Source organism: Edaphobacter bradus (assembly GCF_025685645.1).
GTDB lineage: Bacteria > Acidobacteriota > Terriglobia > Terriglobales > Acidobacteriaceae > Edaphobacter > Edaphobacter bradus.
On record NZ_JAGSYF010000002.1, the window covers coordinates 612738 to 638127 of the forward strand.

The 25390-nt window shown below is 58.1% G+C and carries 20 protein-coding genes and 1 tRNA gene; 10 read left to right on the plus strand and 11 right to left on the minus strand.

Annotated elements, in window-relative coordinates:
- Positions 1-149: 149 nt before the first annotated feature.
- Positions 150-1016 (minus strand): universal stress protein, encoded by an 867-nt coding sequence (locus tag OHL16_RS08595; RefSeq protein ID WP_263366701.1) that lies wholly within the window; start codon positions 1014-1016, stop codon positions 150-152.
- Positions 1017-1185: 169 nt separating this feature from the next.
- Between OHL16_RS08595 and OHL16_RS08600 the strand changes: the two genes are divergently transcribed.
- From OHL16_RS08600 to OHL16_RS08615, 4 genes are all read left to right on the plus strand, one after another.
- Complete coding sequence (locus OHL16_RS08600; RefSeq protein WP_263366702.1) at positions 1186-3024, plus strand: hypothetical protein; 1839 nt, start codon at positions 1186-1188, stop codon at positions 3022-3024.
- Between the two features lie 7 nt (positions 3025-3031).
- A complete protein-coding gene (locus tag OHL16_RS08605; protein WP_263366703.1) occupies positions 3032-4183 on the plus strand; it encodes a glycosyltransferase family 2 protein in 1152 nt (383 codons plus the stop codon).
- Positions 4184-4493: 310 nt separating this feature from the next.
- On the plus strand, positions 4494-4676 hold the full coding sequence (locus OHL16_RS08610) for a helix-turn-helix transcriptional regulator (protein WP_263366704.1): 183 nt from the start codon (positions 4494-4496) through the stop codon (positions 4674-4676).
- 54 nt (positions 4677-4730) lie between these two features.
- A tRNA-Ser gene (locus OHL16_RS08615) sits at positions 4731-4820 on the plus strand.
- 55 nt (positions 4821-4875) lie between these two features.
- On the opposite strand, the gene OHL16_RS20285 is transcribed toward OHL16_RS08615, so the two are convergent.
- From OHL16_RS20285 to OHL16_RS08645, 7 genes are all read right to left on the minus strand, one after another.
- Positions 4876-5415 carry a tyrosine-type recombinase/integrase gene (locus tag OHL16_RS20285; RefSeq protein WP_396127165.1) on the minus strand — a complete coding sequence of 180 codons (540 nt, stop codon included), beginning with the start codon at positions 5413-5415 and terminating at the stop codon, positions 4876-4878.
- Positions 5416-5684: 269 nt separating this feature from the next.
- A complete protein-coding gene (locus OHL16_RS08620; protein WP_263366705.1) occupies positions 5685-7526 on the minus strand; it encodes an alpha-amylase family glycosyl hydrolase in 1842 nt (613 codons plus the stop codon).
- A 79-nt stretch (positions 7527-7605) separates the two neighbouring features.
- Positions 7606-10986 (minus strand): TonB-dependent receptor, encoded by a 3381-nt coding sequence (locus tag OHL16_RS08625; protein ID WP_263366706.1) that lies wholly within the window; start codon positions 10984-10986, stop codon positions 7606-7608.
- A gap of 419 nt (positions 10987-11405) precedes the next feature.
- Positions 11406-11924, minus strand: coding sequence for a hypothetical protein (locus OHL16_RS08630; RefSeq protein WP_263366707.1), 519 nt, complete (start codon positions 11922-11924; stop codon positions 11406-11408).
- 28 nt (positions 11925-11952) lie between these two features.
- Positions 11953-13593 (minus strand): carboxypeptidase-like regulatory domain-containing protein, encoded by a 1641-nt coding sequence (locus OHL16_RS08635; protein WP_263366708.1) that lies wholly within the window; start codon positions 13591-13593, stop codon positions 11953-11955.
- Entirely contained in the window at positions 13593-14279 is a 687-nt protein-coding gene (locus OHL16_RS08640; protein WP_263366709.1) for a hypothetical protein, read from the minus strand. The genes OHL16_RS08635 and OHL16_RS08640 overlap by 1 nt, the downstream gene beginning before the upstream one ends.
- 56 nt (positions 14280-14335) lie before the next feature.
- Complete coding sequence (locus OHL16_RS08645) at positions 14336-14911, minus strand: hypothetical protein (protein ID WP_263366710.1); 576 nt, start codon at positions 14909-14911, stop codon at positions 14336-14338.
- A gap of 292 nt (positions 14912-15203) precedes the next feature.
- Between OHL16_RS08645 and OHL16_RS08650 the strand changes: the two genes are divergently transcribed.
- The gene (locus OHL16_RS08650) at positions 15204-16232 is read left to right on the plus strand and encodes a VHL beta domain-containing protein (RefSeq protein ID WP_263366711.1); all 1029 of its coding nucleotides are present in this window, start codon (positions 15204-15206) and stop codon (positions 16230-16232) included.
- 582 nt (positions 16233-16814) lie between these two features.
- Positions 16815-17666 (plus strand): tetratricopeptide repeat protein, encoded by an 852-nt coding sequence (locus tag OHL16_RS08655; protein WP_263366712.1) that lies wholly within the window; start codon positions 16815-16817, stop codon positions 17664-17666.
- A 283-nt stretch (positions 17667-17949) separates the two neighbouring features.
- Here OHL16_RS08655 and OHL16_RS08660 read toward each other — a convergent pair whose 3' ends face one another.
- Positions 17950-18303 (minus strand): DUF6632 domain-containing protein, encoded by a 354-nt coding sequence (locus tag OHL16_RS08660; protein ID WP_263366713.1) that lies wholly within the window; start codon positions 18301-18303, stop codon positions 17950-17952.
- 634 nt (positions 18304-18937) lie between these two features.
- A complete protein-coding gene (locus OHL16_RS08665) occupies positions 18938-19336 on the minus strand; it encodes an IS630 transposase-related protein (protein ID WP_263366714.1) in 399 nt (132 codons plus the stop codon).
- Positions 19337-20083: 747 nt separating this feature from the next.
- On the opposite strand from OHL16_RS08665, the gene OHL16_RS08670 reads away from it, so the two are divergent.
- Together OHL16_RS08670 and OHL16_RS08675 are read left to right on the plus strand one after the other, a co-directional pair.
- Positions 20084-20632 (plus strand): hypothetical protein, encoded by a 549-nt coding sequence (locus OHL16_RS08670; RefSeq protein ID WP_263366715.1) that lies wholly within the window; start codon positions 20084-20086, stop codon positions 20630-20632.
- A gap of 47 nt (positions 20633-20679) precedes the next feature.
- Positions 20680-21216: a hypothetical protein gene (locus OHL16_RS08675; protein ID WP_263366716.1), complete on the plus strand. Its 537-nt coding sequence runs from the start codon at positions 20680-20682 to the stop codon at positions 21214-21216.
- A 349-nt stretch (positions 21217-21565) separates the two neighbouring features.
- On the opposite strand, the gene OHL16_RS08680 is transcribed toward OHL16_RS08675, so the two are convergent.
- Complete coding sequence (locus tag OHL16_RS08680) at positions 21566-21730, minus strand: hypothetical protein (RefSeq protein ID WP_263366717.1); 165 nt, start codon at positions 21728-21730, stop codon at positions 21566-21568.
- A gap of 252 nt (positions 21731-21982) precedes the next feature.
- Between OHL16_RS08680 and OHL16_RS08685 the strand changes: the two genes are divergently transcribed.
- Positions 21983-22777: a hypothetical protein gene (locus tag OHL16_RS08685; RefSeq protein ID WP_263366718.1), complete on the plus strand. Its 795-nt coding sequence runs from the start codon at positions 21983-21985 to the stop codon at positions 22775-22777.
- A 241-nt stretch (positions 22778-23018) separates the two neighbouring features.
- The gene (locus tag OHL16_RS08690) at positions 23019-25265 is read left to right on the plus strand and encodes an MSCRAMM family protein (protein WP_263366719.1); all 2247 of its coding nucleotides are present in this window, start codon (positions 23019-23021) and stop codon (positions 25263-25265) included.
- The last annotated feature ends 125 nt before the right edge of the window (positions 25266-25390 follow it).

Below are 25390 nucleotides of genomic sequence, written 5' to 3' on the forward strand. Positions count from 1 at the left end.
ACCCAGGGAATCAGCGATTTGGCGCGGCGTTGAGAAGAATATCGTGTAGCGCTGCTGAGTATATCCTTCAAGGGCTGGGGTGGCCCACATCTGACGCTAACGATAATCTGGGTGCCCCATCTTTGCTACGGTTTTATCGTCGCCAACCATCAAACGCTGAGCACTGGGTACGGTGAGTCGCGGACCATGGCGTAGGTCAGGTCCCGCATGCGGCCATGAGCACCGGGCCGAGGGCTTCTTCCGATCATGAGCACATCGGCATCCGACTGCCGGGCGGCCTCAAGCAGGGCCTCCTTGACGGAGCCGATTGCAATCCGAACCGGAGCATCCGAGCCAACAGTCCGCTGAAGATCGGCTATGCGGCGGCTCGCCCGCTGCCTTTCGGCAGAGTCTGCCTGCTCTTCAATATCCAGTTGAACCGGCAGGTTCGGATTTCCAGCCTGCACCGCATGAATAATCGTGAGCTTGCTGCGCGCTTCCGCCGCTGCGCGGCTGGCAAAGCGAAGCATTTTTTCCGAATGGGGGCCCAGGCCAATCGCGCACACCCATTCCCGATGTTCCAAAGGCCTTGGAGCAATCGTCTGAGCATGCCTGCTCGTCATGACCGGGCAGTCCGCGTCATTGAGCACTTTGGCTGTCGTTGAGCCGAGCAGCATTTGTCTGAAAAGGCCGGCGTGCGTGGGCATGATGATGACATCGAATTTGCCCTCTCTCGCAACTTGCGCGATCTGTGTCGCTGCATCTCCTGAAGCCAGGATTCTCGGACACTGGTCGACGGGAAACTCCGCGGTGAGAAATGAATCGAGTCTTTCCCTGCCAACTTCCATATGCTCCTCTGCAATCTCGACAGGTGCCCGTAAGTACAGTTCGAGGCCGTTGTAGCTCGCAGGATCAACGACATGAACCAGCGACACTTTGGCGCCAAACATAGCCGCTCCTCTTTTGACATAAGGAGCCATGGCAACGCAGGAGGGCGAGAAGTTCACCGGAAAGAGGATGTTTTCAATCAACGCCATACGGCTGAGGAGTATACAGACCTGTCGCGGGGCTTGTCAGGCATCGAGCAGACTCAGATCGCGTAGAGTGCGATGTCAACCGAATGACGCGGCAGCCTCTTTTTCTCCCAGCCGTGATTCTCATCTGCGATGATTGAAGAAAGCCTCACCGAGGAGTCCACATCGTCGCATGACCGAATCTCAGCCGGAGCTCTCCCCACTCCATAGCTGGCTGCGCCGCCTCTGGCCTTGCTATTGCCTGCTCGTAGCACTCGCCACGTTCGGCTACGCGCTCTGGGACCCCTACCAGATCGACGGCGACGGTGTCGCGTACATGGACATCGCCGACCTTATGCGCGGGCACCAGTGGGCCGGCATCGTCAACGGCTACTGGCACCCGCTCTATCCCGCCACACTCGCCCTTGGGCAGCGCCTCTTCCACACCACGCGCTACACCGAACTCCACGCCTACTACCTTATTAACTTTGGCATCTTCCTGATCGAGATGCTCGCCGTCGTCGCTTTCACTGACGCCGTCATCCTTCTGCGCGATCGCCGCGCCACCGCAATCTCTCCCGCAAACAAGGCCTCCTTCCTGCTAGACCGCTATGCGCTGCGCTACCTCGGCCTCGCGGTGCTGGTCGTCGCCTCGCAGCGTGAACTGAGCCTGGGCAAAGTCCGCCCCGACGCGCTGCTGCAGGCGCTGCTGCTCTTCGGCCTCGCTGCCCTGCTACGCCATCTCGCCACGGAGCGCCTGCACTATGCCGCACTGATGGGCGTCGCGTTCGGACTCGCCTACCTCACCAAGTCCTTCGCCTTTTTCTTCAGCCTGCTTGCCATCCTGGCTCTCTTCGTCTTCCGCGCGCTCTGGCAGCGTCACTCTCCCGTACGGGCCGCGGCCGCTGGAGCTCTGGCCTTCGTTTGCTTCGGCATTGTGGCTGGACCCTACGTCGCCGCGCTCTCCCACCAGAAGGGCCGCTTCGACTTCGGAGACTCCGGAACGCTCAACTACGCCTGGTACGTCGGCGGAACCGAGAAGATGCACCTCCAGAACGGTCAGCCCCAGCTCTATGGCTCGGCTGAGGTGCATCTCAAGCATCCGGAAAAGGTGCTGATGACCTCGCCCCTCGTCCTCAGCTACAAGCAGATGCCCTGGGGGACCTACCCCGACTGGTTCGACACCACCTACTGGAATGACCAGATCAAGACCCGTTTCAACCCCCGCGGCGAACTGCGCTCCGTCACGCGCAACACAGAGCTCACGGTCCGCTACCTGCTCAACCATCCCGAGCTGCTCGCCGTCTTCGCGGTGCTCCTGCTGCTGGGGGCCCGCCCCGACCTCTGCCGCCGCCTCTCCGGGAACGGATTCTGGATTGTGCCGCTCGCCCTCGGGATCGCCGTCTGGGTCATCTACGGCATGGTCAACGTCGAGGAGCGCTACGTGACCGTCGGCTACCTCGCCGTTGCGCTTCCCCTCTTCGCCTCGTTGCGGCCCGCCCGCTCCGAACGTGGTCCTGCGCTCTCGGGCACCGTCGCCGCCCTCGCCCTGCTCACAGCGCTGACGGCTGTTGGTGAATCCACACGCATCGTGCTCGACTTCCGCCGTCACCTCTCCGGAGCCAAATCGCCCGGCGGATGGTACGACCCCGACATCTTCGGCGCCGCCCGCGGCCTCAACGCCCTCGGCGTCGGCTCCGGAGACGCCATCGCCTGCATCGGAACCCGAGCCTGCATGTACGACATCTACTGGGCCCGCCTCGCCGGCGTCCGTATCCTCACCGAGATCTACCAGCCCGAACCGCATCTCTACGCCTCGCTGGCGGCTGTCCCCAACCGTGACCAGGCCATCGAGACCCTCCGCCAACAGGGAGCCAAAGTTCTCATCGGCTACTTCGACCCCGGCACCATGACGGGAGCCACACCCCTCACCGCCGGTTGGCGCGAGCTGGGCAACACGCCCTATTACGCCCTTCCCCTCAACCTCGATACCCAGGCCGCCGAGCAACCCACGGCTGTCGCTGGCCGCTGAAGACCCTATGAGCGATCTCACCGTCACCATCCTGATGCCCTGCCTCAACGAGGCAGAGACCCTCGCGTTCTGCGTCCGCCAAGCCGTCGCTGCGCTGCGCGACAACAATGTTGACGGCGAGGTCCTCATCGCCGACAACGGAAGCACCGACGGTTCCCAGCAGATCGCCCGCTCCGAGGGAGCCCGCGTCATCGACGTCCCCATCCGCGGCTATGGCGCCGCGCTCATGACCGGCATCGCCAACGCACGCGGCAAATACGTCCTCATGGCCGACGCGGACGCCAGCTACGACTTCGGCCATCTTCCGCGCTTCCTCGCCAAGCTCAACGAAGGCCACGACCTCGTCATGGGCAACCGCTTCAAGGGCGAGATCAAGCCAGGAGCCATGCCGCCACTGCACAAGTACCTCGGCAACCCAGTCCTCAGCTTCATCGGCCGCCTCTTCTTCGGTATCCCCGTCGGCGACTTTCACTGCGGAATCCGCGCCATGCGCCGCGACGCCATCGTCGGCCTCGACCTCCACACGACCGGCATGGAGTACGCAAGCGAGATGGTCGTCCGCTCCTCACTCGCCGGCCTTCGCATCACCGAGGTCCCCACCACGCTCTCGCCCGACGGCCGCACCCGCGCTCCACACCTCCGCACCTGGCGCGACGGCTGGCGTCACCTGCGCTTCCTTCTGCTCTACAGCCCGCGCTGGCTCTTCCTTCTGCCCGGAATCGTTACCTTTTTCATCGGCCTCGTGATCTCCCTGTGGCTCATCCCCGGCCCGCAGACCATCGGCCGCTGGACCTTCGACGTCGACACCCTCACCTACGCGCTCGGCCTCGTCCTCATCGGGGCGCACATCTCCGTCTTCGCCGTCAGCGCCAAGGTCTTCGGCACGCAGGAGGGCTTCCTTCCTCCCAATCCGAAGTTCGAGCGTATCTTTCAGTACGTAAATCTCGAAAAGGGCCTTCTCTTCGGCTGCGCCCTTCTGCTGCTGGGAGCAGGGATCTTCGGCTACGCGCTGCACGTCTGGCACGCCGCTAGCTTCGGCAACCTCTCGCCGCAGCGCATGCTGAGGCTCACGTTGCCCTCGGCCACCTGCTTCATGCTGGGAGTCGAAGCCATCTTCGGCAGCTTCTTCCTCAGCCTGCTGGGGATGAAGCGGCGCTAACACACACGGCATACGGCGCCAAGGCGAGGCAAGCCGCCAAGCGCTGCACTTTGATCAACCAGTTTGCTGCTATCCGTGAACAGAAGCACTCGCCTTGCGAAGCCCGCGGAGGGATGTGTGAGTGGTTGAAACAGGCGGTCTTGAAAACCGCTTTGCCTGAGTTCCTTAACGCGGGATCAATCACTTAGCGTAATGGTATGTGTTCGTATTCGGGTGCCATTTGGCAGTTCGGCACTCGAATGTGCAACCAATATGCAACTGCTTTTTGGGGTTCATTGGGTTCTCTCCTCTCTCTCTGCAGGCGACATGCATGGCATCAAGAATCCCCCGTTTACGTACTGTTATCGAGCTCACTGGTTTGTCGCGGAGCTCGATCTATCTTCAGATCGCGCGGGGCACCTTTCCCAAACAAGTTTCGCTCGGTGCGAGAGCCGTAGGATGGCGTGAATCTGACATACAAAGCTGGCTTGAAAGACTAACGGAAAAGACGTGACCGAGACACTTCAGCTTTGCGTGAGGTCCTCGAGACGTACTAGACTCTAAATAAGGAAGAGTGGCCGAGTGGTTGATGGCTCCAGTCTTGAAAACTGGCGTACTCGAAAGGGTATCGGGGGTTCGAATCCCTCCTCTTCCGCCACCTTTGCCCGATCAGTGGCGGCTTCCCAAGGCAACATGGGGGCCTGACTCTTTCACTAACAGTTCAGTTGTAAAGTGCAAGAATCTGAATATGACGACAGAAGAACGTGAAGTTCTGGACTCGTTTCTCCAGGATCTGGCCGCCGCATTGCCGCTATGGAGTCTGCGCTTACCGTCTTGATGTAGTGGTTCTGGGTTGTCACCACTGTGCTGTGACGCAGAATGCCTTGAATGATTGAATCATCTACACCTAGCCTATTCAGATTCGATGCCAAGCCGCGCCGGAAACCATGCCAGCCCTTCCAAGTGATACCTGCTTTATGAAGCACTTCTCTCATAACGCGCTGGTATAGGCCATCTAGGTCGAGTGGTCTGCCTAAGCTGTTGACAAAGATCGGGCCAGCGAAAGGATTCCCGCACATCTTTCGGTGCGCTGCCAGCCTGTCAGCGACTTGTGGAATGACGGAACGGGAGCTTTTGATCTCTCGGTTTTTGGTTCGCCAATGACGTTCCGCCAAATCGAACGCGTTACGTACAAAAGCCCCAATGAGTTGTGATCGGCGGCTGGCGTGTGCTGTCCGATCTGATAACCCCAAAAGCCGTCGGGGCGGTCGCTGATCAGCGGCCGCCCCTTTACGAACCCTCCGCTAGCCGGTGGAGTCTGAGTTCGTATTGCGTCATTTGCTCCCGGTGGCTGTTTCGCGTACCACCCCAAACAACCGTAGCGGCTACAACCCGACGGTGCTGAGACTTCTGGACGAAGGCCAGGATCACACAACGCACTTCAAACTCAGGTTCGAACGACTGTTCGCCCGCTATTTCGTCTTGTCTCCTTCAAAATTTCATACAAGCAATCCGCACTTTCTTAGTGCATTGATGAAATCAGTACTCCGTTCGGAGAAAGTTCAATCGCAATACCCTCTGCCTCAGCGTGAATCATCCCTTCACCGAAGAGTTGTGAACTTGTTGGATGACCGGCGAGGTCGGTCTCTGCGGCGCTTACGTGCAAGACAGTACCTTCTTTACCCCGGTGAATTGCGATCAGGATACGCTGTGGTTCCTCGGTGCGTACGTAAACAATCGAATCAAACGACGTGTAAAGAATCTGCATGCTACCGGTGAGGAGCGCTGGAGTTTTTTTACGCAGCGAGAGGAGATTGCGCGTCCAATCGAACATTTCAGCTTGAGTTGGGGTGCGTGTGGATGACTGAAATGCATCGTTCTTGTCGTTGGGAAAGCCGCCTGGAAAGTCGCGGCGATTGTCGGGGTCTTGGGACCCCTGCATGTAGATCTCATCGCCGGAATACAAGTGCGGCATACCGCGCACGGTGAGCAGAAAAGCCATCGCGAGTTTATTGGCTGCGAGGCTTCCACCCGGTTCGCTGGCAAACCGAATGAGGTCGTGGTTGTCGATAAATGGTGTCAGGCGCTCGGGATGCGGATAGAGCGCGTCCTGGCGCAATACCTTCGCCAACTCCTCCATGGAAGTGCTGCCGGTGAAGGCATTGCGGATGGCGTAATGCAGTGGGAAGTCGAGCGGCGACCAGAGGCCGGTATCGACGCCGATGCGGGTGACTCCGCCTGCGAAGGAGGAGACGATCTGCGGATCGGGGTTGGAGGCCTCGCCGACGGCAGTGAGGCTGGGATAGAGAGCGTGGAGCTGGGAATGAAACTGGTTCCAGAACTCGCGGCCGACATAAGGGAAGGTGTCGATTCGCAGGCCATCGAGGCTCGCTTCTTCGGTCCACCAGATGGCGTTCTGGATGAGGTATTTTGCCACGGAAGGATTTTCCTGGTTGTTGTCGGGCAGAGCATTGGCGAACCAGCCTTCGGTGATGTCTCGCTTGTCGCGCCATGGAGCGTATGGATTGGTGAGTGGCTGGAAGTCCATGATGGCCGCGGTATGGTTGGCTCTGGTGCCGTGAAACCAGGTTGGTTCGGGTGAGTCGTCGACCCAGGGATGGCGTGGGCCGACGTGGTTTGGCACGGTGTCGAGCACAAGCTTCATGCCGCGTTCGTGAAGGGCTTTGCTGAGGGCTTTCAGATCGTCGAGCGAACCGTAGTGCTCATCGACGGCGTACATATCGGTGGCGTGATAGCCGTGATAGGCCTCGGGGCTGTGGTTCTGATAGATGGGCGTGATCCATATGGTGGTGATGCCGAGCGTTTGGAGATAGTCGAGGTGATCGATGATGCCGCGCAGATCGCCTCCATGCCAGCCACGAGGATTGGCGCGTTCTGCTTTGGCGGCTGCACTGTCGGCGGAGTCCTTTGCATCAGGACCGTCGTTTGCGTGGTCTCCATCGGCGAAGCGGTCGGTCATGATGAGATACATGACGTCGCGTGAGGAGAAGCCAGCGTTGCCGTCGCCGGTCGTGCGGCGCGCTTCAAATTTGAAGGGCACTTGTGCCCTGCCCTGTTGATTCTCCGCTTTGAGCGTGATCTCGCCGGCGGTTGTTGCATCTTTGCTTAGCCATAGCTCGGCCCAGTGCCCGTTTTCCGAGATCGACGTGTGTTCGATCGGCAATCCGCCCACGGTGAAGCGCGCGCCAGAGAGATGCTCACCGTTTACAAGCAGCATGGGAGCGGGCATGTTGATCCACCAGTTGGGTGGATCGACCTTGTCGATGCGCGGAGCCTGCGCGTTGAGCAGCAGGCAGCAGAAGAGAAGTGAGGCAGCAGCGGTGGTAGTTAAGCGATGAAGCATAATTGAGGGGCTCCGAAATTGTTACAAGAGAAAGGCGCCGCTGTTGTTGCTGCGGCGCCCATGCCGGTTAGCCGGCTTCTTAGAAGAGTATGCGAATGGCCATCTGCATCTGACGCTCAGAGGCCTGACGCGTTGCAGTGACACGACCGAAGTTTCCATCCGTGATGTTGCCGTCAGGGTTGGTGAACTGTGGCGTGTTGGTTAAGTTGAAGATCTCGGCACGCAGCTCGCTCTTGAAACGCTCGGTGATGCTGAATGTCTTGAAGAGTGAGAGATCGCCGCTGGCTATTCCGGGGCCGAAGAACTGGTTACGTCCCGAGTTCCCCTGGCGCCCTACTGGAGCGACCTTGCTGAAAGCGGCGGGGTTCAGGTAGTAGCCGGAGATGCTGTGGAAGTAGATCGGCTGGACTCCAGTGAGGTCGGCGCGGATACTGGTGCCGCCACCGTAGACCGGGAAGGTAACGCTGAAGGGCGTACCCGTCTCCGCAGTCACGATGGTGTTGAACTGCCATCCGCCGATGACGTAGTCGACGCCGCGGCTTACGTCGCCGGCGAACCTCTGGCCGCGGCCGAACGGCAGGTTATACAGCGCGCTGGCAACGAAGACGTGCCGCTGATCCAGGGTGCTGTTGCCCTTGTTCAGACGGTGATCGTAGAAGTATAGATCGCTGACGGCGTAGAAGCCGAGGTAGCCATTACTATTGTCGATGTTGTGCGCCCACGTGTATGAGCTGGTCATCGTTAGGCCCTTGGAGGCGCGGTAGTTCAACTGTGCCTGCAGGCTGTCGTAGTGGCTGACGCCGTCGTTCAGACGGTAGACCACCTGGCCGAGCGTCGGGAATGCCGTAGGCGTAGTGGCCGACGTAGAGAAGGGTTTGCTGTTGTAGTTGTAGCCCGTGGCCAAGTGCGTGGAGATGTTGCCGACGTACCCGATGGTCATTACCAGCTTCGTGGTCAGCTCCCGCTGAATCTGAAGGTCGTACTGCTGGACGGTGGGGAGCTTCTCCGTCAGGTTGACCGCGAAGACGTTGGCCCCGGGGAGCTGCGAGGTGGTGGGCAGGGGCAAAGCATTGGTAGCCTGCGTGCTGTTCAACGATCCGTTCAGCGCATTCTGGCCGGTGAAGGCGATGCGATAGCCTTTTGTGGCAAAGTAGGCTGTGCTGCCGCCAAAGGGCACCTGCTGTCCGAGCTGATTGTCGATGCCGCCACGGTCGAGGAAATAGAAGATGCCGTAGCCGCCACGTAGCACGGTCTTGCCCTTATCATCGAGTTGGTAGGCGAAGCCGATACGCGGGGCCAAGCTGTTGAAGCGGTTGTTGATGATGGAGCGTCCTATCCCGTTCTGTCCGGCGATGAACTCCGTCGGGTTGTTGCTGGGGCTGTTGGGATTAAGGGCGGCCTGCCGGTTGTGCATCTCAAAGGGATTGGTGATGATGTCCCAGCGGATGCCGAGGTTCAGGGTCAGACGGTGGCTGACCTTCCAGTCGTCCTGTCCGAAGATGCCCACCTCGTAGTTGCGTGTGCCGTAGAAGCCACTCTGCGCCCCGATGCTATAGTTGTCGGCGAAGCCTGCGAGTACCTCGGAGGGGTCGTAGCCGGTGAAGTCGCCATTGCTCAACTGGAAGTACCCTTTACCGGCGATAGGACGGAAGTAGGCTACCTCACGACGGATCACGTTGCCTCCGAACTTAAAGACATGGCTCTTGAAGTTGTAGGTGACTGCGTCGTTGATCTGATAGGTGTTCTCAGGCACCTTGTAGGTGCCGTAGTCACCAGTGTACTCAAGCTGGCTGCCGTTGCCGCCGATGAGTGCTCCGCCGCCCAACTGAGGGTTGCGATTGGCGTTCACGATGCCGAGGTTGGCCGAGATCGGCACATTGGTGAAGACAGGCACGTTGGCGAAGGTGTAGCGGTTATAGCCTGCGCGGAACTCGTTGACGACGTTGGGGCCAAAGGTGTGGGTTTCGCCCAGGGCATAACCGCGAGCGTGCACGTAGTTGGCGCCGGAGGCGAAGCCAGCGGGCAGGGCCGGGAACTCAGAGGTGCGGCTAAAGTTGCTGTTGTCATAGCTGAAGCGCGCGAAGAAACGATCGTTGTTCCCGATGTTGTAGTCGAGGCGGCCGTCGATGGTGTTGGTGTGGCGCGTGTCAACACGAATGGTGCGGTAGTTGTTCTGGGCGCCGTTCGTCGTACCGGGAATGTTCGGCAGCGGATAGGCGTTGAGGTAGTTCACGGCGGCTGTGTTGCGACGGCCTGCCGGAATGATGTTCCCTGCGAACTGCTGGCACGTGGTTGGATCGTAGATGCCGCCGTTGACCACAACGGTCTTCACGCCTGGGATGCCGCAGACGGAAGGTGCCTGCGTTGCACCAGTGCCGAGTAGTTCGCTGAAGTTGCCCTGGCGCATCAGTGCTGTCGGTACCGTGACGATCTGGGGGTTCAGCGGAGTGCTTTCGCGCACGCCGGAGTAGTCACCGAAGAGGAAGAGCTTGTCCTTGTTCGAGTTGAACTTGCCGGGCCAATACACCGGACCTCCAAGCGTGCCACCGAAGGTGTTGCGCTTGAAGGGACGCGGGGGCGTCGGCGCTGCACCGAGGAACTGGTAGTTGGGGCTGGCGTCAAAGAGACTGGACCGGGCGAACCAGTAGGCTGATCCGTGATAGGCGTTCGAGCCAGACTTGATGGAGGTCTGAACAATGGATCCGCCGGCGCGGCCGAACTCGGCCGGGGCGGTGCTGGTGTTTACGCGGAACTCTTCCGTGGCTTCAACGTTGGGGAAGAATTCGAGGGTATTAACGAGGCCTTCGTTGTTGTCGATGCCGTCGAGGAGGAAGTTGTTGGCCTGAGGGCGGAGCCCGTTGGTGGAGAGTGAGCCGCCACCAGAGGAGCTGTTGCGGAAGGTTTCGGCGTCGCCATTTACACCGGAGGCGCTGTTGCCGTAGTTGCCGCGGGTGACGCCGGGAGTCAGCAGGGCCAGCTGGGTAAAGTTACGTCCATTCAGCGGAAGCTCGGTCACCTGCCGGCCGGCGATGACTTCGCCAACGGAGGAGGTGCCGAGGTCGATAATCGGTGCGGCACTGCTGACTTCGACGGTCTCGCTGGAGCCGCCGATGTTCAATTTGAAGGTGATGGTCTGGGTCTGGGAGACCTGAAGCTCGAAGTTTTGGATCGTCGTCTGGAATCCGCTCATCGTGGCAGTGATCTTGTATAGGCCGCGCGGCAATGCGGAGAAGTTGAAGTTACCGCCGCTATCGGTCGTGGTGGTTTGCGTAGCTGCCGTCTGTGTGTTCTCTACGGTGACGGTCGCACTGGGGATGATGGCCTCGGTGGCGTCCTCAACGACTCCGGTCACACGGCCGGTATCGGTCTGCGCCTGCAGCGAAACATTGGCAAAGCCTGGCAAGAGTGCCGAGAGGGCAACCAGCAAGTAAGGGCGAAAGCTCCTGAACTTTAGTTTCATCGGTAGTACCTCCAAAAGCCGCAGCCGGTCGACTTCTGTCAGAGAGTTGAGCAATCAAACAACTTGCCAACACGAGGCAACACAATATGGGATGGGCGGAGGAATCCGAGCGTAAGTGAGTCCGCGACTGCGAGATAGCATTTAGGAAAGCGACTAGTAGCCCGCAATGAGTGATATCAAACACGCAGGTAACTCCATTTCGGGGCTTTCTAGAACACTCCCAACGATTGAATATTAGAAGTTGGCGGAGCGCGTTTGGTTACCTGTCTTTGGGCTTTTTCAAGAGTGACTCCCCAAAAACGCACCGGAACGAAGACCGGGCAGTTGGCTGTTGGTATTCGATGGTTTCATGATTAGTAACACCGGGGAAACGCGATCTCAAGGCATTCTTGGCGCAAAATCCCACTGTAGCGCCACGCTCAAAAAGCCTGCGCCTGCACCATGAGCACTCCGGTGTAGGTGGCTGCAGGAAGCTGGGGGAGACTGGTGAGGTCGATCTCAAGGCTCAGGTTGTCTGTATGGCTGCCAAAGATGCCAAGAGGGACACTTGTTGTGGAGAGCTGGAGGCTGGCACCTGCTCCGCCAAGCGGATTGCTCTGAGTGAAGGCTGTGAAGCTCGTTGGAATTCCTGTTGTGTCTTTGCCGAGAACGTTAGAGGATGGGATGTTCACGACCGGCGAACTACCGGAGAGCGCTGCTGTGGAGCTTGTGAAGTAAGCGTAGACATTGACGGTGGAGTTAAAGGCAATGAACCATGAGGTCGACACGGCAATGGGACTTGAACCTTGTGCCACTCCACCCGACACGAGTGAAAAGTTCACAGCTGAGGGTGAGGCGGAGAGCGAAAGCAAGCCGGTGAAGAGTGGGCGTGGCTTCACAGCGCTGACGCGCGTCACCTGGGCCGGGGCAGGAAGCACCAGCAGTGCGGAACTCAGCAACGCGATTCGCCAGTATTGTGCCACCGCTTTAGCGCCTCGCCGATGTGATTCGCTCGACCAGGATGACAGTTTCGGCCTGATCGCTCGTATTACTCTTTACTTCAGACGGCGCTGAGACGACACGATACAGGCCGCCACCTAGAAACTGATCGACCAGCACAGTAAGAGGATGTTCGTGCGGTTTGCGCTCCCGCACGTAGAAGTACCCGCGAGAGTCGGTGTACACGGGCAGCTGATCGATCAGCAACGCTGCCCCCATCACCGGCTGTCCAGAAGAGTCGAGAACTCTGCCGCGAATCACCATGCCGCCGATGACGTGATGTTCCAGTGCGCCGGACGTAGCTCCTACTTCACGTGATACCGTGCCCTCTGCCTCCGTTGTGTAGAGCAGGCGGCCATCTGGCCCGACGAAGGTGCCTCCGTTGAGTGTCAGCCTGCCGAAGAGATGAATCTGAGCGTTCACGATGAGGGCCTCTTCAAACGGCGCGTCGATCCTCGCGGGCACGTAGTAGGTCTGGTAGTCCGCGCTGAGCGTTGCGAAGTTGGAGAGGAACGAACCTCCGAAGCCGAATGTGTTGTGCCCGTCTGAAGTATTGACCATCTGCGAGATGCTCCAGCGAGGCGTGAGTGTCTCTTGAAGGTTGGTGATGAGCGAGTCGGTCTTCTGTGAGTTGTCTGACTTGCTCGTCAGATAGGTGGCCTGGGCATGGACTCGTGAGCCTATGGCGCGGCCTGCTGAGTAGGCCGTCGCTACATTGCCGGTGTTGTTGTATGTCGATTGGAAGATCATCGCCGACAGTCCAAACCCCGCAACCTCCAGATTCCCCGAGGCCTGGTTCACTGAGCTGCGTACATTATTCGGCGACTGATAGACGGGAGTGAGATAGTTCTGGCGGCCTGCGCTGAGGCTCATCCACTTCGCTGGCCGAATGGTGAGGAGCACATTGTCTCTGTCGGGTTCGGCCGTGAGCGGGACGGCGACATTCGCCCTGCGAAACTTACCTCCTGACTCGATGTACGCGGCCTTCAGGTCGTAGAGCGGGTGGGTGATCGCCAGGCTCGATGCAAGGTAGAGTTGGCCGGAGCCCACGCCTCCTGATATGGCGAATTTCACTCCGTCTTCTGAATCGTAGGCAAAGCTATGAATGATGGTGACCAGCGGAGAGATGATGATGCGGGTCGATGCGGTCCACTGCGGGGCGACTTTGCCTGTCGCAAAGAGAATGGCGGCGGGGGTCTCGGCCTTTGTACCGGCGAAGAAAGGGCTGTTGAAGTTTGTCGAGGTCTCTCCTACGAAGGTGTAAACGCCTGCGCTGTCCACTTTGGTGCGCATGCCGAGGCCCACTGCAGTGAGGTAGTGCCCGCCTTCGAAGACATCGGTTGGCAGATCGAAGGGGATGGTGTCGGTGCCCAGAATGAAAGATGCTCGTTCCGTGCTCTTTACGAACTGCGCTCCGCTGTAGAACTGGCCGTTGATCATTCCAGCACCGGCTGCGGCGCTGTAGCCTTTTCCGTGAACCGTCACCGTGCCCCCCTGCGACTGATAGAGCGTTGAGGTGCCACCGCTCAGTTCGACGACCTGCGCCCGAAGGCAGGTTTCGGCGGTCGCCATGATGAATATGGCGACCGCGAACCTCAGTCTCGCCTCGATGTGTTTCGCGAGGTTCATTAGTTCAACGACGCGACGACGGGACGCTTCAAGTTGAAGTGCTCAAACCGGAAATCGATCTGGGTTGGTGGGACGCTCTCTTTCCAGTCCATCTCGATGTGTCTGGACCCTCCGGGCAGCAGCGGAAAGCCGGAAAGTTCTCCGGAGGCATGGTCGCCCGTGGCGCGAACCGACTGGACTCGCGTGAGAGCGGCACTGTCGTTCTCGATCTCACAAGTCAGTCTTCGCGTCTCAATGTTGTACGAGAGTTCTTTCACCTGGACGCCGGACTCGACCATGGGTTGCTTCTGGTAGAGGTAGACGGTGTGAGGAAGCATCAGGCGTACGTCCAGACCATCGCTATGCTGCGGCGAAGAGAACGTCGCATACAAGGTGAACCAGGCCGGCAGCTTGTCTGCCGTTGCCTTGTAGAAGACGTAGTACGTCTGTTTGGGCTGCAGACGCACACTCATCGAAGACAGATCCACGTGGATGTTGCTGTCGAGGTCGCGAAAGATTCCTTTGCCCTCTGGCGTGATGCTGAAGCTTTTTGGCTCCAGCACCACGACCATGGGCGAGGTGGTGTTGTTGGTCAGCGCCACTTTGCCATCGGCCTTGCCCTTGTATTCCACGATGACCGGTTGAACGCTCTGTGCAAGCAGACTTCCGCTGAGCAACAAGACGGCGGGAATAAGCCGTAGAAGCATAAGCACACCTCCTTGAACCATCCGGAAGACGGATAATCCTGCTGACGCAACCCTCGCTAGAGGGCCTGCGCCTGAAGGGTTAGCGTGCCTGTGTATGTTGCCGACGGAAGCTGCGGTAACGACGCGAGGTTGATCTCCAGGTTGAGGTTATCGGTCCGCGACGAGGCGCGATTGGCTGAGCTGAGCGACTGGGTGAAGAGAGTCAGGCCAGCTCCTGCCGTACCGAGGGCTGCAGTCTGCGTGAACGAAGTGAAGGCAGTCGGAGTTCCTGTTGTGACCTGTCCAAGTACCGCGGATGTAGGGATATTCGAGACAGGAGGCCCAGCAAAGGTAAGTGCAGCCGATGTGCTGGAAAAATAAGCATCCAGTACAACATTCGCCCGGCCGGAACCAAGGACCCATGTGGTCGTAATGGCAACTGGTGAGCTGCCTGCGGCTATTCCGCCCGCGACGAGGGCAAAGTTGACAGCGCTGGGAGTTGCGGAGATCGTCAGGCTTTCGCCTAGGGTTGCTGTCAGAGAGACGCTGGCAGTGCTGGAATTCAGTTGAGAAAACGCGGCAGGTGAAATGAGCAGAAGAACTGCAAGCGTACAGAGACTTCTGAGAAAGAGATTGTTATTGCGGCTCGGCATAGGGGAGACTCTCCGGGACTTCTCAGTTCGGCTTTCGTCCAACGGCTACGCGTCCTGGCGAGCAAACGAGATAGCACGCCGTTTCCGACGCAGGTTTCAGGAAGCGATTGACGATCTGACAGGGGGGGCGAAAAATAGGCATAACCTTGCCATCCTTCAATCGAGGCTATTTACGCGGTTGATGCTAGCCCTGGGTTGTGCCGCCCGATATACAACGTTCGTGTTACTGGGTGCCGTTTTGGGACAGGGTTATCATCGGGAACGCCTGCTGCACTGTGGAGGCGAAATGCGGGTGGTTTCTCGACGACCGAAGCTTTATTGGCGATTGCGGGTGGGTCTGTTCCTGATGCTGATCTTTGACGGGACAGAGCGATGGATTCAGGCGCAGGCCATCGAGGACAAACCGGTTGTTGAGCAACTCAGTTCTCCCCAATTTGGCTTCTATGCGAAGCTCGTGAACTGCAATGGCATCTTCATCCGCGGAGCGGCCGCAGTGCAGGATCGAGCGCTGCTTGCTACGTGCGACAGAGTGCAGCGAATGCTCGCCAGGACGGACGTTACGCGGCAGAATCTAATGCAGCGAGGGGTCGAGCTGCATCTCGTCGGTGCAGGGCAGAATATGTCCTCTCTGCCAGAGTACGTAGGAAAATATGCCGAAGGTGTAGCAAGGAGCCCCCAAAGTCCCGTGGGGATCTACGGCGCCTGCAATGAGGTGGCGTCGGACAGCGATCTGGATCGATGCACGCACGAGTTTGCTTTGAGCATCGCGCAGTATGGCTTCGACGCGAAGATCAGGAAGCACATCGAAGCTCAGTTTCGGAACGCCATCATCACGGGGCTTTGGGGCGGAGCCGCCGCAGCGACCAATCCGCAGGAGTATTGGGCGCAGCTCTCGATGTGGTATTTCGGAGGTCACGGTGAGTTTGCTCGCGCAGCGAATCGCTTTCCAGAGCCGGGACCGCAGGGGTTACGCCAATATGATCCAGGCGGGTACGCTCTCTTGCAGCACATCTATAGCGGGATGGAGCGGCCTGCCGCGATTGAGGCTATTCGTGCGCGTAGTGTGTCTAAGCTCGCTCTGTCAGGAACCAGCCACGAGACCGCCGAGCTTCAACTGGTGAATAACAGCGGACAAACACTCAGAATCTTCTGGATTGATACAGAAGGCCATACAAGGCCCATGGGGCAACTTGGACCATACAACCGCATGATCGAGGACACGTTTCTTTCGCACGTTTGGATGGTCGAAGACCAGCGCGGAGTGGAACTGGATCGCTTCGTTGTAGAGGACTTCGTCAGCGAATATATCGCTGCTGATTGAATAAGAAGGCCGGAGCCGACGAACGGACTTGAGCCGTTGACCTGCTGATTACGAATTCACCCCGCTCCCTCACGGTCGAGCTTCGTAGACGAGATTGAACGGCATTTCGCTTGCGCGGCGGAACTGGCTGAAACCCCCACTCGTCACGACCTCGCGCATCCGCGCCATTCTTGCTCCTACTTGGGAGCGAATTCTCTCGCACCTGATTGAATATGACCTTTCCCAACTCAATAGGATGTGCTGAGCTACCCATACCCCCAACTCACCCGACACGAAACTGCGAACCCGTTCGTAGTTTCCAGGAAGAAAGCATGAGTCGATGCTGGCACTGTAGCGAATAATGTAGCGAGTGCCGGTTTAGAGGGCTTTGCTCAGGTGGCTTCGAGAGAATGGTGCGGCACTGATCTATAGCGATTGGAGTTACTCGTCTTCCTAAGGAGACCCGTGAGTTATAGTGCGATGAGTCCGCAATAGACACTCAACCCGTACAGTTCGCCCACGATGGTGCCGAACTTCTTGAGTTGTGTGCGCGGTTCAGATTGCAACTCCCTAATTGTTGGCTCTATCGGAGGGATAACTAGAATGTGGGAGGCAGATGATTTCAATGAATTGGCAGCTCAGGCGATTGCAGGCCACCGGTGGTCCGAGGCCCTCGAGCTGTTGGAGAACGCACTGGCCGATATGCCTGCAGGCTGGACAGCGGCTCGGGAAGGCGAGGATGTCCTCCAGTTCGCATTTTGGGATCAGGAGGAGTTTTTCGCATATACAGGGAAGCGGGCATCGGAACACGGAAGAACCCTCGTATGGATAGCGCCCTCCTACTCTAAGGCATGGTGGCAACTGGCTGTGGTTTGTGCTGAGGAGCAGCGTCTCGATAACGCTCTGGTATGCGTGGAAAGCGGGATTTCAATCGAACCAGATCATCCACGTCTGTGGAGCGAAAAGGGGTTCATCCTCAACCGTCTGAAACGGCATAGCGAAGCATTGAGGTGCTACGAAGAGGCCACGCTTGTCCGTGCTTGGGCTCCGGCGTCGCAAATCTCACGGGCATTTCGCGGGCAAGGTTCGGCGTTGATCGACCTCGGTCGTCTGGATGATGCTGAGACCGCCTACCGGCGCTCATTGGATCTGGAACCGACCAACAGAAGTGCACCGCATGAACTTGAGTACATTCAGCACATGCGTCAGGAACGGGCCGAGCGAAAGGAGAAACTTCCATGGTTTCTGGACTCGCTGGCTCACCCGCCTACCGACCCTCTCACGATACAGCTTCTGGCTCTTGTCGAGGATCTCGAATCGATCCCTGGCCCAAAAACCCTGGGATCTGAGAATTACTCCAAGGTTGCCGACGCATTCATCCATCATGGATGGATAGGATTCGAAGAAGCATTTGATGCGTCGTGCCACGAACGCGTCCTGACTATGCGGACGTAAAGCGCGACCTGCTTAGGGAATCCATTTCCAACCGGAGAACCCACACGAACATGGCGAGGGTCATGTCAGGAAAAGCTACGATAGAAGAAGTGCTGGATGAAGTGCGGCGGAAAAAGACCTCGAATTAGTTCCGGGTGGTTGGTCGGCAAACAGAAAGTAGTCCATTCGCTGAGGTTCACTTTCGAATAGACCGTGATCCGGGAACTATGATCACCGGACGAGCTGGCGGGCCACCTCTAAAGTACGGCGACTTCCCGTCAGTGGGGTTGATAAAACTGCGGTATCAGGCGGGCTCCGCAGGGTGCTTCGCTGGCGCGAGCGCGATCAAGGCCGCGCCGATAACGATGAGAACAGCCACACCAATCAGTTCTCCGCGTGAAATCATGTTGCGCAGTGCCTGCGTGCCCATCACGGCGGCGTGAGCGAAGCTGGACCATGCGGTGAAGGCGATCACGCTGCGACTCGCCAACGGGTTGCGGATTGCCAGAAGCAAGAAAACGCCGAGCGTGACGTAAAGGCTGAGCATCATCGACAACGCGGGCTCTTGCCGCAGGAACACCGCCAAGGGGTAAAACAAAGCCAAGAAGAGCAATCCCACCAGCGCCAACACGATCTTCAAAGCCATTTCTCGATTCATGTGTGCCCTCCGAATACCGTCCAAGCCCGCTTGTCTCCGATTTCGAGCAAGCCGGAACGGGGTGAACAATGTGATAGAGAGTGTAGCCCGGCGTTCCATCGTGAGTCGGACCTTTTCGAAGATGGGGTCGCTACACAAAACGTAAAAATCGTACGCTAGCAGATCGCAGAATAGGACGGCGTTTTCGCCGCGAGAAGGGATCTGCGTGGCATGGGGCTGCTGTGATGCGCGACAGCTGAAGGAGCTGGAGCAGGAGAACGCGAAGTTGAAGTGGCTGGTGTCGGGCAGACCACCTACGGCCGCAGATTAGGTAGTTGCCGGTGGAAATTACTCCTGTGTTGCGTATCAACATGCTGCTCTTTGCAGAGCCCTGTGTACAACGCTTTACACTGCTTTGGCTATTGCGTCCCCACAAGTTATTGACTTCTGGAGCGTTCTAATCTACCTGTATACAAAACCAGGGGGCCAAAGTGGTTTGTGCTTTCGCTTAGGGAGGAGAGTTTGGCGGCTTTGAGGAGCAGGGTTTCGAGTTTGGGTAAATAGGTTTTTGAGCAGCTGAGATCCGGCGAACAGGGCAGCAGACAAGTCCTCTCGAACAGCACCAAACTTGTTGACGTACGTGATTGTCTGACCTTCACTCCATGCTTGCCGACGCCTGCATGTCTTTGTGCTCTTGGTCGTGGCGTGCCGAGTTCTTTTTGCGGGTGAGATTCCATTTATTCAACTGATGCCACAAGGCGCCTATCTTGATCGAAACGCCCTGCTGCATCAGCCGTTGCTGTAACTCGGCCAGGGTCAAGTCGGGTTCCGCTGCGATCCACGCGCGCAGCACGGATTCCATCTCCGCCACTCGCGAGCGGCGATAGCCGCCGATTGGAAAGCTGCTGCGTTCTCCCGTCTGTTCAACCCGCGCCCGCACATGGTAGACCCAGATGCGACTCACCTCGAACCGCCGGGCAATCTCCGTGGGCCGGTCTCCGCGATCCAGCGCCCGCAACACCCGGTCGCGCAAATCCTGCGAATAAGCCTGCATCGGCACCTGCCTCTTACGGCAAGAGCATGATCGCACAAAATGTAAATACTTCAAGTGAAACATTTAAAGAATATGGCTTTACGACTATTGGCACTGCGATTGCTAAGTCCTTCACATAAATTACTGCGCGGAAAGGACAGAGGTACAAGTCATGCAGTTGTGTGGCAAGTTTTGTCTGGCCAAGATGTGCCTATACCTCCTGAATGTTGGAACTTCCATTCTGCTCGTGCCTATTCCATCACTGGCACAAAATACAGCAACGGCAACGCAGACGTTGCAAGCCACCATCGTCCCGTTGGGCGGGCTTTTCACTCAAGCCTCACAGATTTCGCTTACGAAGACCGGCACTACCTTCAATGCCTTTTCCGGCACCATGACCCTTAACTATCGGGCACGCACCAGTCAAGGTATGGGTCAAGGGATTATTACGGTAAAGGCCACGGTTGACTTTATGCCAGCTGGGGGGCCGTCCATCTCTACACCGCCCAGTGCGGGAGATAAGTTCACCTACACCTGCAGCGGGGCGAGTTTAGGTACTTCCTGCTCTGGTACCCAGACGGTGAGCACTACTACAGCAACGTCTGTTGTTTCGCTAGGCGCTTCGGCGTGTACAGGCGGCGGAGCACCTTGCAGTACCGCCGACCCGAACTCGGCGAACGTAACTTTCATTCTTACAGATGACCCCAAGTATAAGACGGGGTCCTATTCGGCAACCTTAACCTGGACAATCAGCGCGAGTTGAAAACTATGAGAAGCATTATACGAACCATACCGTTTCTGGCGCTCGCCGTACTACTGACGGCATCGCGAGCGCACGCACAATCTGGCGCTCCCACTGGGACTACTACCGTCAGCGTTACGATAGGGCCTCAGGCGGCCCTGACTATCACCAACGGCAGCACACCCCTGACGGCGGGTGGTTCCAACTTTAGCCAATTCACCGGTAGTACTGGCCTGACCTACTTTGTCCGCACGACCGCGACTGGCGGAGGCGGCACGATTACCTTGAAAGTCACCACCGACTTCAGTCCGGCCGGCGGCCCCTCGGTGGGTTCCCCACCCACGGTCGGCGACACGCTCACCTACACGTGTACGGTGGCCAGTCCGGGAACGGCTTGCACCGGTACTCAGACCGCTTCTACGAGCAGCCAGACGAACTTGGCCACCTTTGGGACGGATGTTCATACGGGCACTGGGGGAAGCACCGCCTCAGTCGCCTGGATCTTGAGTAACGACCCAATCTACAAGACGGGAACCTATAGCGCAACCGTGACTTTCACGATTAGTGCATCGTGACAACTTTAACCTCAGCGAAAGCTGCGAACAAAGGAAGGAATAAAGCCATGAAGAAACTTCTGATGCTTGTGCCGATCATGCTGCTCGCGTCGTCAGTGAGCTACGCGCAGAGCGCGACGGCGACCGCGAATCTCTCCGTGAATGTGGGAGCGGAGGCGGCCATCGTTGTCAACTCCAGTCCTGCTTTCACGTCAAGTGGGATATTCGGGAACTACACATCTACCACCGCGCTCACTTACTATGTCCGGACCATCACTGCAGGAACCATTACCGTGCAAATTACGACCGATTTCAGCACGGGTGGCGTGGGTGGCGGCCCTTCGGTTGCCAATCCACCCACTTCCGGTGATGCTCTGACCTATACCTGCACTGCTGCGGCTCCGGTTACCGGATCGGCAACAGCCTGTGCTACGGCGCAGACTGCTTCCACGGGGAGTGCCACGAGCGTAGTGACCTTTGGAGCCACGACTCAATCCGCCAAGACAGGGAACAGCGCTTCGACGTCCTGGTCTCTGACCAACGACCCCTCTTACAAGGCCGGATCGTACAGTGCAGTCGCCACTTACACGATCAGTGCTACATAACGGGTTGCACCGCAGGTAGGGAGCTCCTGGCACTGCCTCCACGGAGCCACGGGCTGCCCCTACCTTTGGTAGCGAAGAAATAAAGAAGGGAGGCCGGTATGCGTAAATGCATCTTGTTTGCTGCAAGGGGTGTGTTCATGTTGACTGCCGGGACGGCGTGGTCGCAAAAGCCTGCGGCGTCCAAGCGCCAACCCATCCCGGCCTTAGCGTCTGTGAGCCATCCCCTGGATAGCGGTTTTAGCGCGGTCAGCCAATTGCGGGCCACGCCAAACACTATTCCATTTACGGCGAATAACCCTGGAGGCACAATCGCGGGTGGCTCGGTTGCCACGCTCACGTGGAATATCACTCACGGAAAGAACGGGCAGACCTGGACCTTAATGGTCGGCGCAAGCTCGTCGAGCTTCAGCGGCTGCACCACCGTGCCAGAATCCGCTGTCAGCCTCAGGTGCATTTCGGCATCGGTTGATGGCGGGGGGCAATCTAGCGCCGGCTGCACCGTAAGCAATTTCACTACCCTCTCCAACACGCTCCCGGGTCAGTCAGTGGCAAGCGGCAATGAGGGAAATTCCAGTTCGCACAACTTCACCGTGGTGCTTAGCTACCAGTTGACAGACTCATGGAGGTTCATAGCAAATACATGTCCGCTCATCGTTTCGTACACCGTAAATGCGCAGTAATTATTTTTTTGGCCTTTTGTGGGCTCGGTCTCGCCCTGCCCGTAAGGGCGCAAATGGGCCTCGGCTTGGTGCCCATGAGGACTGAATTGAAAATCGCGCCCGGTCAACAGGTCTCCGGCGCACTTAAACTCAGCAGCGAATCGGGCGCGAAGGTCCGCATTCGGGCCGAGGTTGACGACTTCTATATCGACGCCACGGACACACCACAGTTTGAGCGCGACATTCCACACGAGGCCGCTTACTCCTGCAAGAACTGGCTAAGCCTGAACCCCATGGAGATCGAGCTCGACAAAGGGGGATCGCTGTTGGTGCGTTACACCATCCGGGTGCCGACAGACACGCCAGAAGGCAGCTACAACTGCGCCGCCGGTTTTACCACGCTGCGCCCAGCCGACGAGACAGCGGCACAGGGGATGGGAATGCATATGGAGGTGCGCATCGTGACAGCTTTTTACATCCAGGTCGGCGCTCCTCCCATTCTCGGCAGCCTCAAGGAGATCACGCTCGAGGCGATACCCCCGTCGGCGCCCGCAGAAGGCCCCCCCGCTCAAGCCATCAAAGACACCAATGATCCCAAGGGCAGCTGGCAGGCGGTGGTGGTGCTTGAGAATTCGGGTCGAATGTACTTCCGGCCCACCGGCAAGCTCGATGTGGTGGATGCGGAAGGCAAGACTGTGGAGACGGCTGATTTCCCGTCTATGGCGGTTCTGAGAGAGCGCAGCCAGCGCGTGATTTTCCCGCTCAAGACGTACCTGCGAGCCGGGCATTACAAGTTGCGAGTGAACGTGGACATCGGAACGGGTGAGATCCAGGAAGGGACGGCGGATGTGGCGATGGACGCCGCGCCTCCGGCATCACCAGCCAAGCCAGCGTCCAAGTAAGAGTTTTGTTTTACGGAATACGCGATACCGTTTCACCGAGAAGGGATAGGTAGACACGCCAGAGATTCGAAGCAACTGGCGAGAGCAATTGCAAGGTGTTCACCGATTTGGGAAGCGATCTAGCGAAAGACATTCGGGAAGCAGAAACGAGTGCGGATGGTGAATGATGCCGATGAAAAGAGTTGATCGTCTGGCATGCATCGCCCGTTGTCCATCGATCCTGATGTTTCTGGCGGTATCTATGTTCCACTGTAGTGAAATTCGGGCACAGGAGTCCGCCGGACAGGCGGAGGTGGCCATACAGGGCTACTATCTGACCGGAAGCGGGCAGCCACTGACCGAGACCTCCGGGATAGCCGAGAACTCCACCCAGTTCATCAAAGGCCTTGGCCTGATTACCACCAATGTCGAAGGGTACGGCGGCGACGGCTTTCGCGCTGGCAGCCTCTTCATGGGGCTGCAAGGGGCTCCCATCTGGGGCTGGCACTGGGACTTTCTAGGCGGCGACTTCCACTTCTCTTCGTATCTGGTGGAGAACCCCTTCTCCAACGTCTACACGCCCGAAATCGCTGGCCGCGGAGTGCAAATCGCCATGCGGCGCACCGACCGAACGTATCAGTTCTTCGCGGGTGAGGACACTGTGCTCGAAGGCCCGCGCATTCCCTTCCGTTTCATACTGCCGCAGCGGGTCATCGGTGCTTCCATGCAGCAGAAGGTTGGAACGAGGTTGGCATTCGGCGTGCGCTTCCTGAACTTGGAGACCAACCCGAGCGCGCTAATCAAAGACCCCACCTACTTCTCTCCAGGCCACAGCTTCCAGAGTTCCAACAGCGTTACTGTTCAGTCGACCTACCGCTTTAGCGAGCACCTGAAATTCTATGGCGAAGCAGGTTACGGCAGAGCTTCGAGCTTCACGCCGTCGCTGGTGGGGCAGCAGCCGTTTTCGCTCCTGATTGGTCCCTCGTGGGAGACCAGCAAGTTCAGTATCCGCGCCAATTATGTGCGTCAAAGCACTTCGTACATGCCGCTGCTTGGCTACTTCGCAGGCGATCGCAAAGGTCCATATGTGGAAGGGCACTATCGGCCGCTTGGAAGGGTGGAACTCTACGGCTCCGCCAGCGCTTACGCCAACAATCTGGAGAACAACCCCCACGTGCCTAGTTTCACCAGTTCCGGGTATACAGCAGGCGCTTCTTTTACGCTGCCCTGGAAATTCAGCGCCGGCGCCTCTCTCACCTCTCTACGTCTAACGGAACTCGACCCTTCGCAGCCGATTGCGCTCCCATCAAATAACCTCCAGATCAGCTTGACCGTCAGTCGCCCCCTCCGACGTCACAACCTGCGGTTCTCCCTGATCGACATGAAGCTCAATACCAACTCCCTGCCGCAGTCGCAACGCTTCGAGGAGATAGAGGACACGTTCACCTGGAAACATCTGGTGCTGGGCGGGGCCACCCGACTGCAAAGCTCGCAATCATCGACGCAAAACTTAAATACTCTCTTCTTTCGCGGATCGATCCAGGCCAACATCAAGAAGATCTCTGTTTACGGGTATGTGGAAAAGGGCAACGACCTGGTCAACCAAAGTGTGTTTAGCACGAACTCGGTCAGCAGCACCGTGGTAGGACTAAGCGCCCCGCTCTTCAATGGTTGGTCTCTCCATTTTGAGGCCTTCAAGAACCAACTCCTAACGTCCCTGAATCCCGCGAACATCTTCCTTTTTGGCAACAGCGACCAGGGCCTGAACACCCAGTTGGCGGACTTTAATCAACGGAGCATCTATTTCAGGATCAGCAAGCGCTACTCCTGGGGGAAAGCACTGGACCAGGGGAGCACCATGCAGCAGTATGCCGCTGCGCAAGCGCCCCTGGTGGGCAGTATCCAGGGTTTCGTGATGGAAGCAGCGCTGGCCGGAGCGCGTCCGGCCCCAAATGTCACTATCATCCTCGACCATAACCGTACCGCGGTCAGCGACACCACGGGTCGCTATGCGTTTGCCGACGTTCCCGAGGGGCTGCATCAGGTGGAACTGAACATGGAAGAACTCCCGGCCGATTACGCGCCGGGCCCTGCCGATGTCGCGCATGTGAGCGTGGTGCCGCGCACTATTGCTCGCACCGATTTCGACGTACTGCGCCTGGCGAATCTCACCGGGAAGATTGTGGCACCCAAGGATGTGCAAATTGGGAACGTAGTGCTCCGTCTCGTGGGTACGAAGCTTTACACCACGCCCTATGGGGACGGCACTTTCTCCTTTTACAACCTGGGCGAGGGACGGTACGAGGTGGAGATCGATGTGCAGACGCTTCCCGAAGGTTACATATTGGCCTCCCCCGCGCGCATGGCGGTGGTCGCATCAAGTACTGGCCCGGCATCGACAATAGGATTCGAGTTAAAGATCAAGCCCCAGGCGCAGAAGCCGGTCCGGGAGATATTGAAACAGGAGATTCACGTAAACACACCCGGCAGCAGCACCCCCCGTCACTAAGGTGACGTATTGAGCGGCTGGAGCAAGTAGGCGGTTGAGGAATTGAAACATCGGCAATGGTCGATTTTGTCCCTTCAGCCGACGATGAACAGATTGGGAATGGAATAGGGCGATGACAACGGGAC

What these genes read in the sequence shown, in the direction of transcription:
- OHL16_RS08595 (WP_263366701.1), bottom strand. Translation starts at nt 1,016, where the DNA reads ATGGCGTTGATTGAAAACATCCTCTTTCCGGTGAACTTCTCGCCCTCC.
- OHL16_RS08600 (WP_263366702.1), top strand. Translation starts at nt 1,186, where the DNA reads ATGACCGAATCTCAGCCGGAGCTCTCCCCACTCCATAGCTGGCTGCGC.
- OHL16_RS08605 (WP_263366703.1), top strand. Translation starts at nt 3,032, where the DNA reads ATGAGCGATCTCACCGTCACCATCCTGATGCCCTGCCTCAACGAGGCA.
- OHL16_RS08610 (WP_263366704.1), top strand. Translation starts at nt 4,494, where the DNA reads ATGGCATCAAGAATCCCCCGTTTACGTACTGTTATCGAGCTCACTGGT.
- OHL16_RS08620 (WP_263366705.1), bottom strand. Translation starts at nt 7,526, where the DNA reads ATGCTTCATCGCTTAACTACCACCGCTGCTGCCTCACTTCTCTTCTGC.
- OHL16_RS08625 (WP_263366706.1), bottom strand. Translation starts at nt 10,986, where the DNA reads ATGAAACTAAAGTTCAGGAGCTTTCGCCCTTACTTGCTGGTTGCCCTC.
- OHL16_RS08635 (WP_263366708.1), bottom strand. Translation starts at nt 13,593, where the DNA reads ATGAACCTCGCGAAACACATCGAGGCGAGACTGAGGTTCGCGGTCGCC.
- OHL16_RS08640 (WP_263366709.1), bottom strand. Translation starts at nt 14,279, where the DNA reads ATGCTTCTACGGCTTATTCCCGCCGTCTTGTTGCTCAGCGGAAGTCTG.
- OHL16_RS08645 (WP_263366710.1), bottom strand. Translation starts at nt 14,911, where the DNA reads ATGCCGAGCCGCAATAACAATCTCTTTCTCAGAAGTCTCTGTACGCTT.
- OHL16_RS08655 (WP_263366712.1), top strand. Translation starts at nt 16,815, where the DNA reads ATGTGGGAGGCAGATGATTTCAATGAATTGGCAGCTCAGGCGATTGCA.
- OHL16_RS08660 (WP_263366713.1), bottom strand. Translation starts at nt 18,303, where the DNA reads ATGAATCGAGAAATGGCTTTGAAGATCGTGTTGGCGCTGGTGGGATTG.
- OHL16_RS08665 (WP_263366714.1), bottom strand. Translation starts at nt 19,336, where the DNA reads ATGCAGGCTTATTCGCAGGATTTGCGCGACCGGGTGTTGCGGGCGCTG.
- OHL16_RS08670 (WP_263366715.1), top strand. Translation starts at nt 20,084, where the DNA reads ATGAGAAGCATTATACGAACCATACCGTTTCTGGCGCTCGCCGTACTA.
- OHL16_RS08675 (WP_263366716.1), top strand. Translation starts at nt 20,680, where the DNA reads ATGAAGAAACTTCTGATGCTTGTGCCGATCATGCTGCTCGCGTCGTCA.
- OHL16_RS08690 (WP_263366719.1), top strand. Translation starts at nt 23,019, where the DNA reads ATGTTCCACTGTAGTGAAATTCGGGCACAGGAGTCCGCCGGACAGGCG.